The organism is Endobacter medicaginis (assembly GCF_014192375.1).
Classification (GTDB): Bacteria; Pseudomonadota; Alphaproteobacteria; order Acetobacterales; family Acetobacteraceae; genus Endobacter; species Endobacter medicaginis.
Genome location: NZ_JACHXV010000004.1, coordinates 210,204 through 224,478, shown reverse-complemented (window position 1 = coordinate 224,478; position 14,275 = coordinate 210,204). Strand labels below are relative to the sequence as shown.

Annotated in this window: 12 protein-coding genes; 6 read left to right on the top strand and 6 right to left on the bottom strand. The window is 68.0% G+C overall.

Annotation, left to right across the window (positions count from 1 at the left end):
- Positions 1 to 103 precede the first annotated feature (103 nt).
- The 3 genes from FHR90_RS06775 to FHR90_RS06765 are packed head-to-tail and all read left to right on the top strand — an operon-like array spanning position 104 to position 3,784.
- Complete coding sequence (locus FHR90_RS06775) at positions 104 to 1,402, top strand: methyltransferase domain-containing protein (protein ID WP_176622871.1); 1,299 nt, start codon at positions 104 to 106, stop codon at positions 1,400 to 1,402.
- Position 1,403: 1 nt separating this feature from the next.
- A complete protein-coding gene (locus FHR90_RS06770; RefSeq protein WP_176622869.1) occupies positions 1,404 to 2,444 on the top strand; it encodes a glycosyltransferase family 4 protein in 1,041 nt (346 codons plus the stop codon).
- Positions 2,429 to 3,784 (top strand): glycosyltransferase family protein, encoded by a 1,356-nt coding sequence (locus FHR90_RS06765; RefSeq protein WP_176622867.1) that lies wholly within the window; start codon positions 2,429 to 2,431, stop codon positions 3,782 to 3,784. Before FHR90_RS06770 ends, FHR90_RS06765 begins: the two co-directional genes overlap by 16 nt.
- Here FHR90_RS06765 and FHR90_RS06760 read toward each other — a convergent pair.
- The 3 genes from FHR90_RS06760 to FHR90_RS06750 all read right to left on the bottom strand — a co-directional run bounded on the left by FHR90_RS06760 (position 3,730) and on the right by FHR90_RS06750 (position 8,871).
- A complete protein-coding gene (locus tag FHR90_RS06760; RefSeq protein ID WP_176622865.1) occupies positions 3,730 to 5,151 on the bottom strand; it encodes an amidohydrolase in 1,422 nt (473 codons plus the stop codon). The genes FHR90_RS06765 and FHR90_RS06760 overlap by 55 nt on opposite strands.
- 25 nt (positions 5,152 to 5,176) lie before the next feature.
- Positions 5,177 to 6,448, bottom strand: a complete 1,272-nt coding sequence (locus FHR90_RS06755; protein ID WP_176622863.1) for an MFS transporter — start codon at positions 6,446 to 6,448, stop codon at positions 5,177 to 5,179.
- 65 nt (positions 6,449 to 6,513) lie between these two features.
- Positions 6,514 to 8,871: a TonB-dependent receptor gene (locus FHR90_RS06750; RefSeq protein ID WP_183274954.1), complete on the bottom strand. Its 2,358-nt coding sequence runs from the start codon at positions 8,869 to 8,871 to the stop codon at positions 6,514 to 6,516.
- A 116-nt stretch (positions 8,872 to 8,987) separates the two neighbouring features.
- Here FHR90_RS06750 and FHR90_RS06745 point away from each other — a divergent pair, with 116 nt between their 5' ends.
- The 3 genes from FHR90_RS06745 (at position 8,988) to FHR90_RS06735 (ending at position 12,306) form a co-directional block, all read left to right on the top strand.
- Positions 8,988 to 9,956 carry a LysR family transcriptional regulator gene (locus FHR90_RS06745; RefSeq protein WP_176623587.1) on the top strand — a complete coding sequence of 323 codons (969 nt, stop codon included), beginning with the start codon at positions 8,988 to 8,990 and terminating at the stop codon, positions 9,954 to 9,956.
- A 123-nt stretch (positions 9,957 to 10,079) separates the two neighbouring features.
- Positions 10,080 to 10,784 carry a hypothetical protein gene (locus tag FHR90_RS06740; protein WP_176623589.1) on the top strand — a complete coding sequence of 235 codons (705 nt, stop codon included), beginning with the start codon at positions 10,080 to 10,082 and terminating at the stop codon, positions 10,782 to 10,784.
- 67 nt (positions 10,785 to 10,851) lie between these two features.
- Complete coding sequence (locus FHR90_RS06735; protein ID WP_176623591.1) at positions 10,852 to 12,306, top strand: NCS1 family nucleobase:cation symporter-1; 1,455 nt, start codon at positions 10,852 to 10,854, stop codon at positions 12,304 to 12,306.
- Positions 12,307 to 12,324: 18 nt separating this feature from the next.
- Here the strand turns inward: FHR90_RS06735 and FHR90_RS06730 are convergent, their stop codons facing one another.
- The 3 genes from FHR90_RS06730 to FHR90_RS06720 are packed head-to-tail and all read right to left on the bottom strand — an operon-like array spanning position 12,325 to position 14,129.
- The gene (locus tag FHR90_RS06730; RefSeq protein WP_176623593.1) at positions 12,325 to 12,945 is read right to left on the bottom strand and encodes a non-canonical purine NTP pyrophosphatase; all 621 of its coding nucleotides are present in this window, start codon (positions 12,943 to 12,945) and stop codon (positions 12,325 to 12,327) included.
- A gap of 2 nt (positions 12,946 to 12,947) precedes the next feature.
- A complete protein-coding gene (rph, locus tag FHR90_RS06725) occupies positions 12,948 to 13,688 on the bottom strand; it encodes a ribonuclease PH (RefSeq protein ID WP_176623595.1) in 741 nt (246 codons plus the stop codon).
- 45 nt (positions 13,689 to 13,733) lie between these two features.
- Positions 13,734 to 14,129 carry a response regulator gene (locus tag FHR90_RS06720; RefSeq protein WP_266152795.1) on the bottom strand — a complete coding sequence of 132 codons (396 nt, stop codon included), beginning with the start codon at positions 14,127 to 14,129 and terminating at the stop codon, positions 13,734 to 13,736.
- Positions 14,130 to 14,275: the final 146 nt, after the last annotated feature.

Here is a 14,275-nt window from a genome sequence, read left to right as displayed (position 1 = left end):
CCAAATCTTCATGCAGACCGATGGAGTTCAATCGGCCTTGTCATCATCAGCCAGCCCGGCGGGTCGCACCTTGAGCCGCCGGATCGCCGCCAGATTGCGCCGCATGGCCCAGCCATCCTCGCCTCCGCAGGCACCAGCGGTCCCTGCCACACCTCTGACCGAGCCGGTCGAGGGCGAGGCGCCGGTGCCGGTCACCCCACAGGTCCAGCCGGCACCGGCGAGCGCCCGCGCGGGCTCGGTCTGGGACGCCGTCGGCTTCGGCCAGACGGGCGCCGAGCTCGACCGGTTGCGGCTGCGCTCGGACGCGGTCGAGAAGCGTCTCGACCAGATCGAGGGCTGGGCACGCAATTCCGCGGAGCGCACGTCGTTCGTCGAGAGCATGGTGGCCGATGTGGACGGCTTTCGCATGGCGCGTGCGCGACAGATCGCCGGCCAGCAGCGCATGACCGAGAAATTCATCGCCTCGCTGGCCGGTCTGGCCGAGCGGATCGATGCCTTCGGGCTCGAGATCGAGGCGATGCAGGCCAGGATCGCGGCGATCGAGACAGGCCAGCAGGCGGAGCTCGACCGCATGGACGACCGCCTGACTGCGTTCGCCGAGCGTCAGGACATGCTCCAGCGGGTGATGTCGGGTCGTTCGCAGCAGATCCGGCGCATCGATCGCACGATCGGCCTGCTCGGCGGCGAGGCGGATCATTCCGCTGCCGCTCCCGGTCCCGTGGCCGGCGGCCTGCACGGCCACGCGCTCGATCTGCTCTATCTCGCGTTCGAGGACCGCGCCCGCGGCAGCCGCGACGAGATCAAGGCGCGTCAGGCGGTGTTCCTGCCGCTGGTCGAGCAATGCGGCGCCGGCACGGCCGACCGACCGGTGCTCGATCTCGGCGCGGGGCGTGGAGAGTGGCTCGAACTGCTGCGCGAACGCGGTCTGGTCGCGCGCGGCGTCGACACCAACGAGGCGATGGTGGCCCTATGCGCGTCGCTCGACATCGACTGCGCGGATGCCGACGCGCTGGGCGCGCTGGTCGCGCTGCCCGACGAGTCGCTCGGCATGATCAGCGGCTTTCACGTCATCGAGCACCTGCCGCACGAGGTGTTCGTCAGCCTGCTCGACGAGGCGCTGCGCGTGCTCAAGCCCGGCGGCGTGCTGCTGCTGGAGACACCCGATCCGCAGAACGTGCTGGTGGGCAGCCATGGTTTCTACATGGACCCGACGCACCGCAACCCGCTGCCGAGCGCGATGGTGCGCATCATCGCCGAGGCGAGGGGTTTCGCTGATGTGGAGATCCGCCGGCTCAACCCGTCCCCGACGCGCTTCGCCGGGCAGGATCGCGAACTTGCAGCCCAGCTCGACGAGCTTTTCTATGGTCCTCAGGATTACGCGGTGATCGGGCGCAAGATCTGAGATGCGCATTGCCATCACCACGGTGCAGGTGCCGTTCGTTCGCGGCGGTGCGGAATTCCATGCCGAGGAACTCAGGCGCGCGCTGATCGCCGCCGGTCACGAGGTCGATATCGTGTCGGTGCCGTTCAAATGGTATCCGGCCGCGCGCCTCGTCGATCAGATGGCGATCTGGCGCCTGATCGACCTGTCGACCAGCAACGGTGTCGCCATCGACAAGGTGATCTCGCTGAAATTCCCGGCCTGGCTGGCCAGCCACCGCGACCAGGTGATCTGGATGCTGCACCAGCATCGCGAGGCCTATGACCTGTGGGGCGAGACGCACAACGCCCTCGCCGTCGACCCCGAGGGCGGTGCGGTGCGCGAGTTGATGCGGCAGATGGATCGCGAATACATCCCGCGCGCCCGGCACGTATTCGCCAATTCGCGCAATGTCGCGCGCCGCCTTGAGCAGTATTGCGGCCTCGGCTCGCGCGTTCTCTACCACCCGCCGCCGGGTGTCGAACGTCTCCAGCAGGGCGAGTATGGCGACTATCTGCTGGTGCCGGCGCGCATCAACGAGATCAAGCGACAGAAGCTGGTCATCGAGGCGATGCTGCTGCGGGGCGGCGACATGCGCGTGGTTTTCATGGGACATCCCGACCGGCTGGATTACGGCGAGGCGCTGCGCAGGCTGGCGGCGCCCTTGGGCGATCGCGTCGTCTGGACCGGATTCGTGTCCGACGAGGAGCGCATCCGCCTCTATGCCAATGCGCGCGCGGTGGTCTTCCCACCGGTGGACGAGGATTACGGCTACGTCACGCTCGAGGCGATGGTGTCGGCGAAGCCGGTCATCACCTGCACCGATTCCGGCGGCTCGCTCGAATTCGTCGAGCACGATGTCACCGGCCTGATCGTTCCGCCCGAACCCGCGGCCCTCGCGGATGCGATGGTCTCGTTGTGGTCGCGGCCCGGCTTCGCGCGCCAGGCCGGGCGGGCCGGGTTCGAGCGCTGGCGTTCGCTCGGCATCTCCTGGGACAATGCGGTGTCATGCCTGCTCGGCTGAGGATCAACGTCTTCACGCCGCTGCCGCCCGCGCAGACCGATATCGCCAATGTCAATCTGGCGATCCTGAAGATCATGGCCGAGAGCGCGGACGTCCATGTCTGGACGCCGCAGGAATACTGGGAACCGATCGAGCACCCCGGCATCCACGTCAGCCCGTTCCGCGCCGATGCGCTGGCGTTCTGGGATCTCAACGAGGCCGACGCCAATATCTTCCATATCGGCAACAATCGCGAGATGCACGAGGACATCTTCGACATCGCGCGCAGGGTGCCCGGCATGGTGGTGCTGCATGATGCGAACCTGCATGAATTCGCGCTGGAGATGTACCATGCCGGGCGGCATGCGACCTATTACGAGATCCTGCTGCGCTGCCACGGACCTGGAGCACTCAACGAGGCGAAGCACGCACTCGCGCATGGCGGGATGGATGCGGTGCTGCGGCGTTATTCCTGCGCGCTGGCCGCCTGCGCACGCGCGACCTCGATCCTGATGCACAACGAGGCGGAGGCGGATATCCTGCGTGAACAGACCGGCATCGAGGTTTTCGCCCTGCCGCTGCCCTATGCCGATACGGTCTGGCCGGAGCTTGCCCCTCGCCGCGCGCCGCGGCCGCCGCACCGGCTGGTGGTCTTCGGCTACCTTGCGAAGAACCGTCGCGTCGAGCAGATCCTGCGCATCCTGGCCGAAAGTCCGATGCGTGGCTCGCTCAGCCTCGACATCTACGGGCTGTACCACGATCCCGAGGCGCTGGTGGCGCTGGTCGAGGAACTGTCGCTCGGGGCCTGCGTCACGCTGCATGGCTTCGTCAGCTTCGCCGAGCTGAATGCGGCGATCGCGGATGCCGACCTGGTGCTCAACCTGCGCAACCCGACGGTGGGCGAGGCGTCGGGCAGCCAGTTGCGCATCTGGGCCAACGGAGCCGCGTCCGCGGTCAGCGACCATGGCTGGTATGCGGAGCTGCCGCCCGACTGCGTGGCCGCGATCGACCCCGACAGCGAGGTCGATGATGTGGGGCATCTGCTGATCGATCTGTGCTGCCGCCCGCACCATTATCGGCGGATGGGCGAGCGCGGTCGTCGCCATGTCGTGCAGACGCATGACCCACGGGCCTATGTCGCCCGCCTGCTCGACCTGCTGCGCGACGAGCCCGCCCGGCGATCGAATGCGATGGCGCGTCGTCTGGCTCAGCAGTTCCGGCTGGCCTCACCGGCCGAGCGGCATCTCGCCCGGCGCGCGACCGGCGCGCTGTTCGGCGAGGCGGCCGCCGATCTCGCTCTGCCCGCTCAGAGCGACATCTCGAAGGCCGGCTCCGCATCCTCGGGCAGCAGCGCGACATAGGGCGTCGCCTTCAGCCGGTCGGCATGCTCCTGCTTGGCCCGCGCCAGCAGGGCGGGGTCGGCGAACAGGTCCACCGCGGTGCCGGCCATCGCCTTGGCGACATGCACCATGCCCTTGTGGGCGATGCCGGACTTGCCTTGCGCCACCATCTGCCATGAATGCAGCGCGGTGCCGAGCGCGCAGGTGGCGCCCAGCGCCTGCACCGTGGGCACCGCCCAGCTCACATCGCCGACATCGGTCGAGCCGGCCATGCCGTCGCGCGGCCAGGCGCCGAGCGGGACGATGAAGTCGCACAGCTCCTTGGTCACGCCGGGCGGCAGGCGCAGCATCCGGCGCATGGTCTCGAGATCCTGCGGCGAGAGGGTCTTCTGGATCGCACCGGCGAAGGCGCGGTCCTCGGCGTCGAAGGGCGGCGGGCCGAGCCGGTCCAGATTGGCCTGCATGGTCTCCTCCAGGGCCGCGTTGCCGAGCAGGTCGGCCATCGCGCTGATCACCCGCGTCTTCACCGTGGTCTCGGTCATCAGCGCCGCGCCGTCGGCGATCTTGCGCACCCGCTCGACCAGCGGCTTCACCTCCGAGGAGGTCTCGGCGCGGATGATGAAGCGGATCACGCAATGGTTGGGGATCACGTTCGGCGCCTTGCCGCCGGTGTCCTGATAGGCGGAGTGGATGCGCGCCGAGCTCGGCATGTGTTCGCGCATGTAGTTGACGCCGACATTCATCAGCTCCGCCGCATCCTGCGCCGAGCGGCCGAGATGCGGGGCGGCGGCGGCATGTGCGGAGCGGCCGGAGAAGGTGAAGTCGATCGCGGTGTTGGCGAGCGAGCGGGCCGGGAACACGGCGGCGATCGACATCGGATGCCAGGTGATGGCGACGTCGACATCGTCGAACAGGCCGGCGCGCACCATGAACACCTTGCCCGCGCCGCCCTCTTCGGCCGGGCAGCCGTAATAGCGCACACGGCCGGGGATGTTGTTGGCGGCGAGGTAGTCCTTCAGTGCGGTGGCGGCGAGCAGGGCGGCCGAGCCAAGCAGGTTGTGGCCGCAGCCATGGCCGTTGCCGCCCGCCTCGATCGGGCGCTCCTCGGCGATGTTGGCTTCCTGGCTGAGCGCGGGCAGGGCGTCGTACTCGCCGAGGAAGGCGATCACCGGGCCGCCTTCGCCGGCCTCCCCGATCAGTGCGGTCGGCAGGCCGCCGGCGTGGGGGGTGACGGTGAAGCCCTTGTCCTCGAGCATGTGGCGATGCTCGGCGCAGGAGCGCTCCTCGTGGAAATTGAGCTCGGGCGTGGCCCACACGGCGTCGGCGAGGGCGACGAAATCGTCGCGCAGCGCATCCACATGCGTCCAGATCCGTTCGGCGTTGTCCATGACATCGGTCCTTGTCTTGAGATCGTCAGGCGAGGGCGGGGGCGGCGCGGGTCTGTGTCCCGCGCTGTTTGCGAAGCAGAAGCAGCAGGGCCGCAGTGCCGACCGGCGCCAGCGCGATCGACACCCAGGCCGGCACCATCGCGCTGCCGGTGACAGTGATCAGCCAGGTCACCACGGGCTGGGTGAAGCCGCCGAAGATCGACACCGCCAGCGCATAGATCAGGCCGAAGGCGAGCGAGCGGTTGCGCTCGGGCAGCGCGCCCAGCATCGTCTTCCACAGCACCCCCGCCGGCAGGTTGGTGATGGCGAACAGTGCGATGTTGAGCAGCAGTTGCGATGACAGGCCCGGCGTGGTGATGGCGTGGTGATACAGCGGCCAGGTCAGCACCATGGCGGCGAGCGTGCTCGCCAGCACCAGCGGGATGGTACCGATCCTGGCGGCGAGCGGGATGCCTGCGATGGTGGCGAGGATGCCGGTCGCAAGCCCGGCCGACATTGCCAGCATGCCGATGCCGGGCGACAGATGCAGCACGGAGACGGCGTAGCTGACGCCATAGGCGCGCATGTAGGTGCCGATGGTGCCGCAGGCGATCACTGTCAGCACGAGCGCGATGGCGGCGACGGGGGCGGTGGTGGTGACGGGGGCCGGCTGCGGCGGCGGTGCATGGTCCATGGTTTCGCTGCCGCGGATGAACAGCCCCACCGGCACCACCATCAGACCGAGCAGGAACGGCACTCGCCAGCCCCAGCCATAGAGCGCGTCGTGCGGCAGCACTGCCGCCAGCACGGCGCCGACCATCACCGAGACCAGCATCGCGCAGAGCTGGGTGATGTATTGCAGCGAGACGATGCCGCCGCGCCCATGCGCGGCCTCAAGATCGAACAGCAGCGTCGTCGCCGGTCCGACCTCGCCACCATCGGAGAAGCCCTGGATCAGGCGGCCGAGCAGCACGATCACCGGGGCGGCGATGCCGATGCGGTTGTAGCCAGGGGTCAGCGCGATCAGCGCCGAGCCCAGGCCCATCAGCGAGAAGGTGAGCATCAGGGCGGCGCGTCGTCCGGCGCGCGCGGCATAGGCGGCGACCACCGCCGCACCCACCGGCCGGGCGAGGAAGCCGATCGCGAAGGTCAGCAGTGCGAGGGTGAGGGCGACGAGATGGTCGCCCTTGGGGAAATAGGCCGCCGCGAGCATCGGCGCGAAGAAGGCGTAGACGCCGAAATTGTAGAATTCGAGGAAATTGCCTGCACAGATGCCGATCAGCATCCGCTTGCGCGGTGACGGGCTGGCGACGGCCATGGGCAAGGCTCCGCTGGCTGTGGGGGGCACCGCCCCGATGGTGAGGGCAGACGCGCCGGCGCGCATCAGAAATCGACGCCGAAGCGGCCGCCGATGATGCGTGGCGCGCCGGGGATGTAGAAATAGGTCGTCGTCGCCTGGCCGCCGGTCACGTAGTACTGCCGGTCGAGCAGATTGGTGGCGTAGACGGTCGCGAACCAGTGCTGCTTCGTCGCCCGCCAGGTCAGATGCGCGCCCAGCAGGAAGTAGTCCGGCAGCCGATAATAGCCCTGTCCGCCCGGCACCAGCGCCTGCGCACCGCGATACGACCAGTCCAGACCGCCCTCGATCTGGTGCGCCGGCAGCGGATCGAAGCGCAGCGTGGCGGTGCCGTTGAGCGTGAGCTTGGGAATGCCGGAATCGACGCCGTTGTAACTGGTGTAGATCGGCGTCCAGACATGGTGGGCGAGATAGTACTGGTTGGTCGCGGCCGAATTGACCGCGGAGAAATCCTGATACTTGCCGCGCTCGTAACCGATGTTCTGCACCAGATACAGGTGCGGCAGCGGGTGCAGGTCGATGCTGCCCTCGAGGCCCCAGATCTCGGATTTGGGGATGTTGGTGAAGCGCCCGAGCGGGCCGTAGCTCGGCACCACGAACGAGCCCAGATATTGCTGGTCGTGATAGTCGTCGTAGAACGCCGCCCCGTTGAGCCGCAGCACGTTGGGGATCGGCTCGCTCTTGAAGCCGGCCTCGTAGGCCAGCAGCCATTCGGGCTTGTAGGGCGCGAGCTGGTCCTGCACGACGGTGTTGTTCGCGGTGAAGCCGCCGGGACGGAAACCCCGCGAGACCTTCACGTAGCTCATGAACCCGCGGCTCGGCTGCCATTGCAGCCCGACCTCGCCGCTGAACTGGTTGGCGTTGGTCGCGGTGTCGGCGAAGTCGAGCGCGTTGACGTTGTAGTGCACCGTGCGCAGGCCGATGAGCTGACGGTCGTCGGCCTCGTGGTTGAGGCCGCCGAAGATCTTCAGATGCCAGGGCAGCGCGTAGGAGACATGCGCGTACTGCGCGAAGGTCTGCTGATGCTGTTCGAACGAGGTCTCGGACAGATAGCCGCGCAGCGGATAGTCGGAGAAGTCGAAGAAGAACTGCTGGTACATCCGCACGCGATTGTAGCTCGCGCCGAGATCCCATTGCAGCTTCGCATCCGGATCGACCGCGCCGAGGCGCAGTTCCTGGATGAAGCTGTCGGCGACGATGTTGCGGTAGGTATCGCCGGTGCGCGCGGTGGTGGCGTCTTGGTCGGTGTATTCGCCGACGCGCTCGCTCTCGTAATCGCTGATCGAGGTCAGCATCGCGAGATCGAAACGATGGGTCGCGGTGATGTTCGCGCCCCAGAAGGTGTTGTCCTCGCTCGGCTTGGTGTCCGGGCTGCGGCCGATCAGCCGGGCGAAGCGCGGCGAAAGGTCCCAGTAGGCCTGCTGCGGCTCGTTGGGCGGTAGCCTGGTGCCGAGCAGGTTGATCATCGGCTGGCCGACCACCACGCCGCTTCTGTCGCGCACGAAATGCCCGGTCAGTTTCACCGTGGTGCGGCTGTCGGGCGTCCATTTCAGCTTGGCGCGCAGCGCGGTCTCGTCGGAATCGCCGAGATGGGTGCGATTGGCGGGATCATACTGCCAGCCGCCGCCATGGATGGTCTCGGCGGCGATGCGGAACGACAGCGTCGGGCTGATCGGGCCGGAGATGTAGCCCGTGGTGCGGCTGCGGGCGTAGCTGGCGATATCCTCTGTGACGCCGCCATGCCATTGCGGGGTCGGATCGGCTGTATGCAGCGCGACCTCGCCGCCGGAACTGGCGAAGCCATGCGTGAAACCCGCAGGCCCCGGCTGGATGTCCACCGAATCGATGTCGAACAGCATGCCGTTGCTCATCGTGCTGACCGGGAAGGCGACATCGTCGATATAGGTCAGCACCGAGGGCGTGCTGTTCTGCGTGTAGTCGGAGGTGCCGATGCCGCGAAGCTGGAAATTGGTCGACGAGGTGCCGTTGACGCTCTGCACCGACAGGTTCGGGGCGAGGTTCTGCAGGTCGGTCTTGCTGACCACGCCACGCCGGATCAGATCCTGACCGGTCAGCCGGATGGTTGAATCCGCCGCATGCTGGGCGGCCGAGAAGCGGAAGGCCGGTCGGCGGGCGACCACGTCGACCTCCTCGGCGGTCTCGGCCGGGGCATGGCGCGCGGCCGGATGCTTCCGGCGCGGCGGATCTGCGGCCTGTGCGGCTGCCAGGGTCGCTCCCAGCGTCGTCCCGGCCAGGACGACGGCGGCAAACCCCGCCCGCAGGTGCTGCCGGTGCGACCGGCGAGGAAATTTGGTCGTCGCGGGGCCGGCGAACTGGCCTATCTCGCTGCCTTGGATCGGATCATATGAACATGAAACGGGCATCTGTGTCTTTCCTGGCCCACGACATAGAAAAATTGCTGGCGTTGCGAAGAAAATGGCTAATCCGTGCTCAGAAGTGGTAGGGAAATGAAGTTTGTGGTCATCAACGGAAAGTTGACGTGAGCCTGTCGAACCTGCTGACTCCCGCCCCGCCCCTCCCGACGCTGGTCGATCTGCGCCGCGTGCTGAAGCTGCGACACTTCCGGCTCGTCGAGACCCTGGTCGGCACCCGCAACATGCGTCTTGCCGGCGAGCGGCTGGGCCTGAGTGCCGCGGCGGTCTCGAAGAGCTGCATCGAGATCGAGAGCCTGATCGGCATGCGCCTGTTCGACCGGACCAAGGACGGGCTGATGCCCTCGGCGGTGTGCATCCGGCTGCTCGAGAGCGGCCGGCGCATCGAGGCCGAGTTGCGGGTGCTCAACGAGGAACTGCCCGCGCTCGACGGGTCGGTGCACGGCACGGTACGCATCGGCCTGCAGGCGCCGGCACTGCAGGCCGCGGTGGCGCGCACGATCTGCGACATCAAGACCCGCCATCCCTATCTGATGGTGCAGTTCGACTACGGCATGCGCGAGCGCCTGCTGGGCGATCTGCAGATGAACCGGCTCGACCTGGTGGTTTTCGATCTGTTCGAGATCGAGAACCATCCGTGGGTGGCCAGTCTGCCTCTGGCGCGCGATCGCTGCGTGGTGGTGGCGCCGAGGGACCGCCGGTTGCCGCGCGACGACGCCATGGACTGGGATCGCCTCAGCCAGCGTTGCTGGATCATTCCCACCGCCGGTCTGGCGATGCGGCCGTTGTTCGAGCGCATGCTGGCCACCGCCGGGCTGCGCATGCCGCCCAACCGGATCGAGATCAATTCACAGATCGAATCCGTGGCACTTCTGGAGATGCCCGGCAGCGTCGCCTGGGCACCGTTGTCGATCCTCGATACCGACCGGTTGGTTGCGGAGGAGACGCTGCTGCCGGAGCCCCAGACGGTGCTCGGTCTGGTATGGCAGCGCAATGCCGGGCTGACCTCCGGTGCGCGTGCCTTCGGCAATGCGCTCGCCGCGCGATTTGCGGCCGAGCCGCCGTTTCCTGCGTGACGGGCTCCGGGGGAAGGCCGCGGCATCGCAGACGCGCGATCCGTTCCGTCTGCCACCCGGGTCGTCAGCATCCTGCCGGTGCGGTATAATGTTGCGCATCACCAACGGGATGTGACTGGCGTCATGCGTATCACCCTCGGCCCGGCCTCGCGATCGCGGCGGGCAAGGTCTCTGCTGGCCTGCGTCCTGCTGGCGCCGGGCCCTCTCGCTCGCGCCGCCGCACAGTCCACGCCCGCGCTGGTCCCGGCGCCGGGGTCGTTTGCCGAGCAGGCGATGCTCACGCCGACCTTTCCCAACCAGGGCGAGCATGCCGGCCAGCCGGGCATCCCGTTCGCGCCGGTGAACGCCTTCTGGGATTTCGGCCACGGGGTCGGCCCGGACGGGATCGGGAGCTGCTATATCGGGCTGCATCGCGAGTCCGGCATGCCGAAGCTGGCCTTCGCATGGCATGACAACAGCTCCGACATCCTGCTGCTGCTCAGCCAGGCCTCCTGGAAGTCACCGAAGCATGGCAGGACGTCCTATGCGATCGACATGCCCGGTCTGCCGCAGAAGATGCTCTCCGGCACCCTGCATGACGGGACCATCGGAACGCTGTTCGCGCCGCGCGACTTCGTATTCATCAGCCAGTTGATCCTGATGAAGGGCTATGTCCGCATCAGCTTCCCGCAGGGCCGCGACCTGCCCTGGATCGTCCGGGCCGACGGGTTCGCCCAGGCGCGCGAGGCCTTCGAGGGCTGCGTGGATTCCCGGCGCCGGGTGCTGGCGCACAGGGGATCGTTCTTCCCGTCCTGGAACTCGATCATCGCCGGCGCTCGCCCGGATTAGGGTCATGCAGGGCAATCCGGCACGATTCTTGCTGATCCCGTGTCACTGAGGCGGAGCGGAAAAGCGGATGCAGCGTGCGGCAGTCGATGGGGCGGAGCGGCCGTCATGGGCCGATGCGGGGCTCTACAATCCCGATCTCGCGCCGGTGCCGCAGGCCCAGCGCGACTGGTCCTGGGTCAACATGGCCACCGTCTGGATGGGCATGGTGCACAATGTCGTGGTCTATGAGGCCGCGGCGGGGCTGATGGCGCTGGGGCTGACGGCGTGGGAATCGCTCGCCGCGGTGGCGGTCGGCTATGCCGTCCTGTTTCTTGCGATGTGGTTCAACGCCCGTGCCGGCACGCGCTACGGGCTGCCGTTCTGCGTGCTGATCCGCAGTGCCTTCGGCCCGCACGGCGGCCAGGTACCGGTGGTACTGCGCGGCTTCTGTGCCATCTTCTGGGTCTCGGTGCAGGGGTATGCGGGTGCGCAGGCGCTCGACGCCATGCTCGCCGCGCTGTCGCCGGGCTGGGCCGCGATCGGCGGTGCGGTGCTGGGGATGAGCCTGCGGCTGTGGCTGGCGATGGCGCTGTTTTGGGCACTGCATGCCTGGATCGTGAGCCATGGCGTGCACCGTATCCGCAATTTCGAACTCGTCGCCGGGCCGGCGGTGATCGCGGTCGGCGCCTGTGCCACCGCCTGGGGCCTGCATGTCGCGCACGGGCTGGGACCGCTGTTCGCCGTGCCGCCCGGGCATCATCCGGCCTCGTGGACCACCTTCTTCGTCGGTGTCACCGGCATGATCGGCGTGTGGTCGACCTTCGCAGTCAACATCCCCGATCTCTCCCGCTTCGCCCGCTCCGAGCGCGACCAGGCGCTCGGCCAGCTCATCGGCCTGCCGATCACCGCGGTGGTGTTCATGGCGATGAGCGTCATCACCACCTCGGCCACCGTGATCGTGTTCGGCCATGCGATCTGGGACCCCGTCGAGCTGCTGCTCGCCTTCCACAGCAAGTGGTTGTTGATGTTCGGAGGGGCGACCATCATCCTCGCCACCCTGTCGGTCAACGTGGCAGCCAACATCATGCCGGCGAGCTATGATCTGGTGAACCTGATGCCGCGACGGCTGCGTTTCGGCAGTGCGGCGACGCTGGTGCTGGCCATCGCCGTGCTGTTCGCGCCGTGGCTGTGGTTTCGTGATGCGCAGGGCATCTTCGCGGTGCTCGGCGCGCTCGGCGGGTTGCTCGGTCCGGTGACGGGGATCATGCTGGTGGATTTCTACCTCATCCGCCGCCAGCACCTCTCGGTCGCCGACCTGTATCGCTATGACGGGATCTATGGCGCCCGGTCGGGCTGGAATCCGGCCGGGCTGATCGCTTTCGTGCTCGGCGGCGCGATCGCGTCCGCCGGCTATGTGATCCCCGCGCTCGCGTCGCTGACCGGCTTCTCGTGGTTCATAGGCATCGCCATCGGGGCCGGAACCTATGCCGTGCTGGCCCGGCGCGGGAGCGCCCTCGCAACCGGCCCGCTTCGCGTGGTCTGATCCTGTGCGGCCAGCCTCCTACAACGGCCGGACCATCGCGGCGAGATCGGCGATCGCCAGCGCGCGATGGCTGATCGCCGCCTTGGCCTCGCGGCTCATCTCGCCGAAGGTGAGCGCGCTGCCACGCGGTGCGAACATCGGATCGTAGCCGAATCCGCCCGAACCGCGCGGCGGCCACACCCATTCGCCGCGAAGCGTGCGCTCCACCTCCACGACATGCCCGTCCGGCCAGGCGAGGCAGAGCGCGCAGACGAACGCGGCCGAATGGTCGGGATTGGCGGCCGCCTCGTGATGGATGCGGCGCATCGCGGCGGCGAAATCCTTCTCCGGACCCGCCCATCGGGCCGAGAAGATGCCGGGCGCGCCGCCCAGCGCGTCGACCGCGAAGCCGGAATCGTCGGCGAGCGACGGCTGCATCGAGGCCTTCGCCGCCGCCAGCGCTTTCAGCCGGGCATTGCCGGCGAAGCTGTCCTCGGTCTCGTCCGGCTCCGGCAGACCGAGATCGGAGGCGAGCAGCACGGTGATGTCCCACGCGCCGAGCACGGCACCGAACTCGGCGAGCTTGCCGCGATTGTGGCTGGCCAGCACCACACGGCCTCCTGCCGCCAGCCGTCGCGGCGCGTTCGGATCGATCGGCATCGTCAGACCTCCACCCCGATCGCCCGGCGCTGGGCGGCGAACAGCCCCTCCATGCCGCTTCGTGCCAGCTCGTGCAGTCGCGCGAACGCGTCCGGCGCGAACGGCGCGCCCTCCGCGCTGGCCTGGATCTCGACGATCGCGCCGGCATCGGTGAGTACGAAATTGGCATCCGCGATCGCGGCGGAATCCTCCGCATAATCCAGGTCGAGCACCGCTTCCGGCCCGGAGTCGTCGCGCGCCACCAGCCCGCACGACACCGCCGCCACCTGCCCGGTCAGCGGATTGGCCGGCAGCGCACGCAGCGACACCAGTTTCGCGAAGGCCAGATGCAGCGCCACCCAGCCGCCGGTGATGGCGGCGCAGCGCGTCCCGCCATCGGCATTGAGCACGTCGCAGTCGATGGTGACACTCATCTCGCCCATCGCCCGGCGATCGACCACGGCGCGCAGGCTGCGACCGATCAGGCGCTGGATTTCAAGCGTGCGCCCGCCCTGCTTGCCGCGCGCGGCCTCGCGGTCGCCACGCTTGTGGGTGGCGCGCGGCAGCATGCCGTATTCCGCCGTCACCCAGCCCTGGCCCTGGCCGCGCAGGAAGCCCGGCACGCGCCCCTCGACACTGGCGGTGCACAGCACCTCGGTATGGCCGACCCGGATCAGTGCCGAGCCCTCGGCATGGCGGGCGAAACCGGTGGTGATCGAGATGTCGCGCAGCGTGTCGGCCGCGCGACCGGAAGGTCGGGTCACGTTGGTCGTGTCTCCAGTCGCGTCATGCGGGATCGCGCGCCCGGTCTAGTCCAGACCGATGAATCCGTCGATGGCGGAGAGCACGCGGCGTGGATCGACCGGTTTCGGCACGAAGATGCTGCGTTCGGGCAGGTCGCCCGGCTGTGGCGTGACCGCGCCCGAGGTGACGATCAGCTCGATCGGCGGCCAGCGGCGTCGGATCGCGGCGGCGAGCTTGAGCCCGTCCATCGAGCCGGGCAGGTCGACATCGGTGAGCACGACGCGGATCGCGGGGTTGGCCTCGAGGACCGCGATCGCCGTATCGGTATCGGCGGCCTCGAGCACGCGATAGCCGGCCGCCTCGATGAAATCGACCGAATGCATGCGCAGCAGGGTCTCGTCCTCGACCACGAGGACAATGGCTGCGGCCGGCGGCATGTTCGGCGGGTCGGGCGATGTCACCGCAAGTCTCCTTGTCCTGCAGACGTGTCAGCGTCGGCGACGCGTTGCAGTTGCAGTCGTGGGAATCATGGGCGCAAGCGATGCGGCGCGTGCATATGTGGTCGAAGATTGCGCCTGGCCCGGTGACAGCGCAATTTGTCGTAAAT

What these genes read in the sequence shown, in the direction of transcription:
- FHR90_RS06770 (WP_176622869.1), top strand. Translation starts at nt 1,404, where the DNA reads ATGCGCATTGCCATCACCACGGTGCAGGTGCCGTTCGTTCGCGGCGGT.
- FHR90_RS06740 (WP_176623589.1), top strand. Translation starts at nt 10,080, where the DNA reads ATGCGTATCACCCTCGGCCCGGCCTCGCGATCGCGGCGGGCAAGGTCT.
- FHR90_RS06760 (WP_176622865.1), bottom strand. Translation starts at nt 5,151, where the DNA reads ATGGACAACGCCGAACGGATCTGGACGCATGTGGATGCGCTGCGCGAC.
- FHR90_RS06755 (WP_176622863.1), bottom strand. Translation starts at nt 6,448, where the DNA reads ATGGCCGTCGCCAGCCCGTCACCGCGCAAGCGGATGCTGATCGGCATC.
- FHR90_RS06735 (WP_176623591.1), top strand. Translation starts at nt 10,852, where the DNA reads ATGCAGCGTGCGGCAGTCGATGGGGCGGAGCGGCCGTCATGGGCCGAT.
- FHR90_RS06775 (WP_176622871.1), top strand. Translation starts at nt 104, where the DNA reads ATGGCCCAGCCATCCTCGCCTCCGCAGGCACCAGCGGTCCCTGCCACA.
- FHR90_RS06750 (WP_183274954.1), bottom strand. Translation starts at nt 8,871, where the DNA reads ATGCCCGTTTCATGTTCATATGATCCGATCCAAGGCAGCGAGATAGGC.
- FHR90_RS06765 (WP_176622867.1), top strand. Translation starts at nt 2,429, where the DNA reads ATGCCTGCTCGGCTGAGGATCAACGTCTTCACGCCGCTGCCGCCCGCG.
- FHR90_RS06730 (WP_176623593.1), bottom strand. Translation starts at nt 12,945, where the DNA reads ATGCCGATCGATCCGAACGCGCCGCGACGGCTGGCGGCAGGAGGCCGT.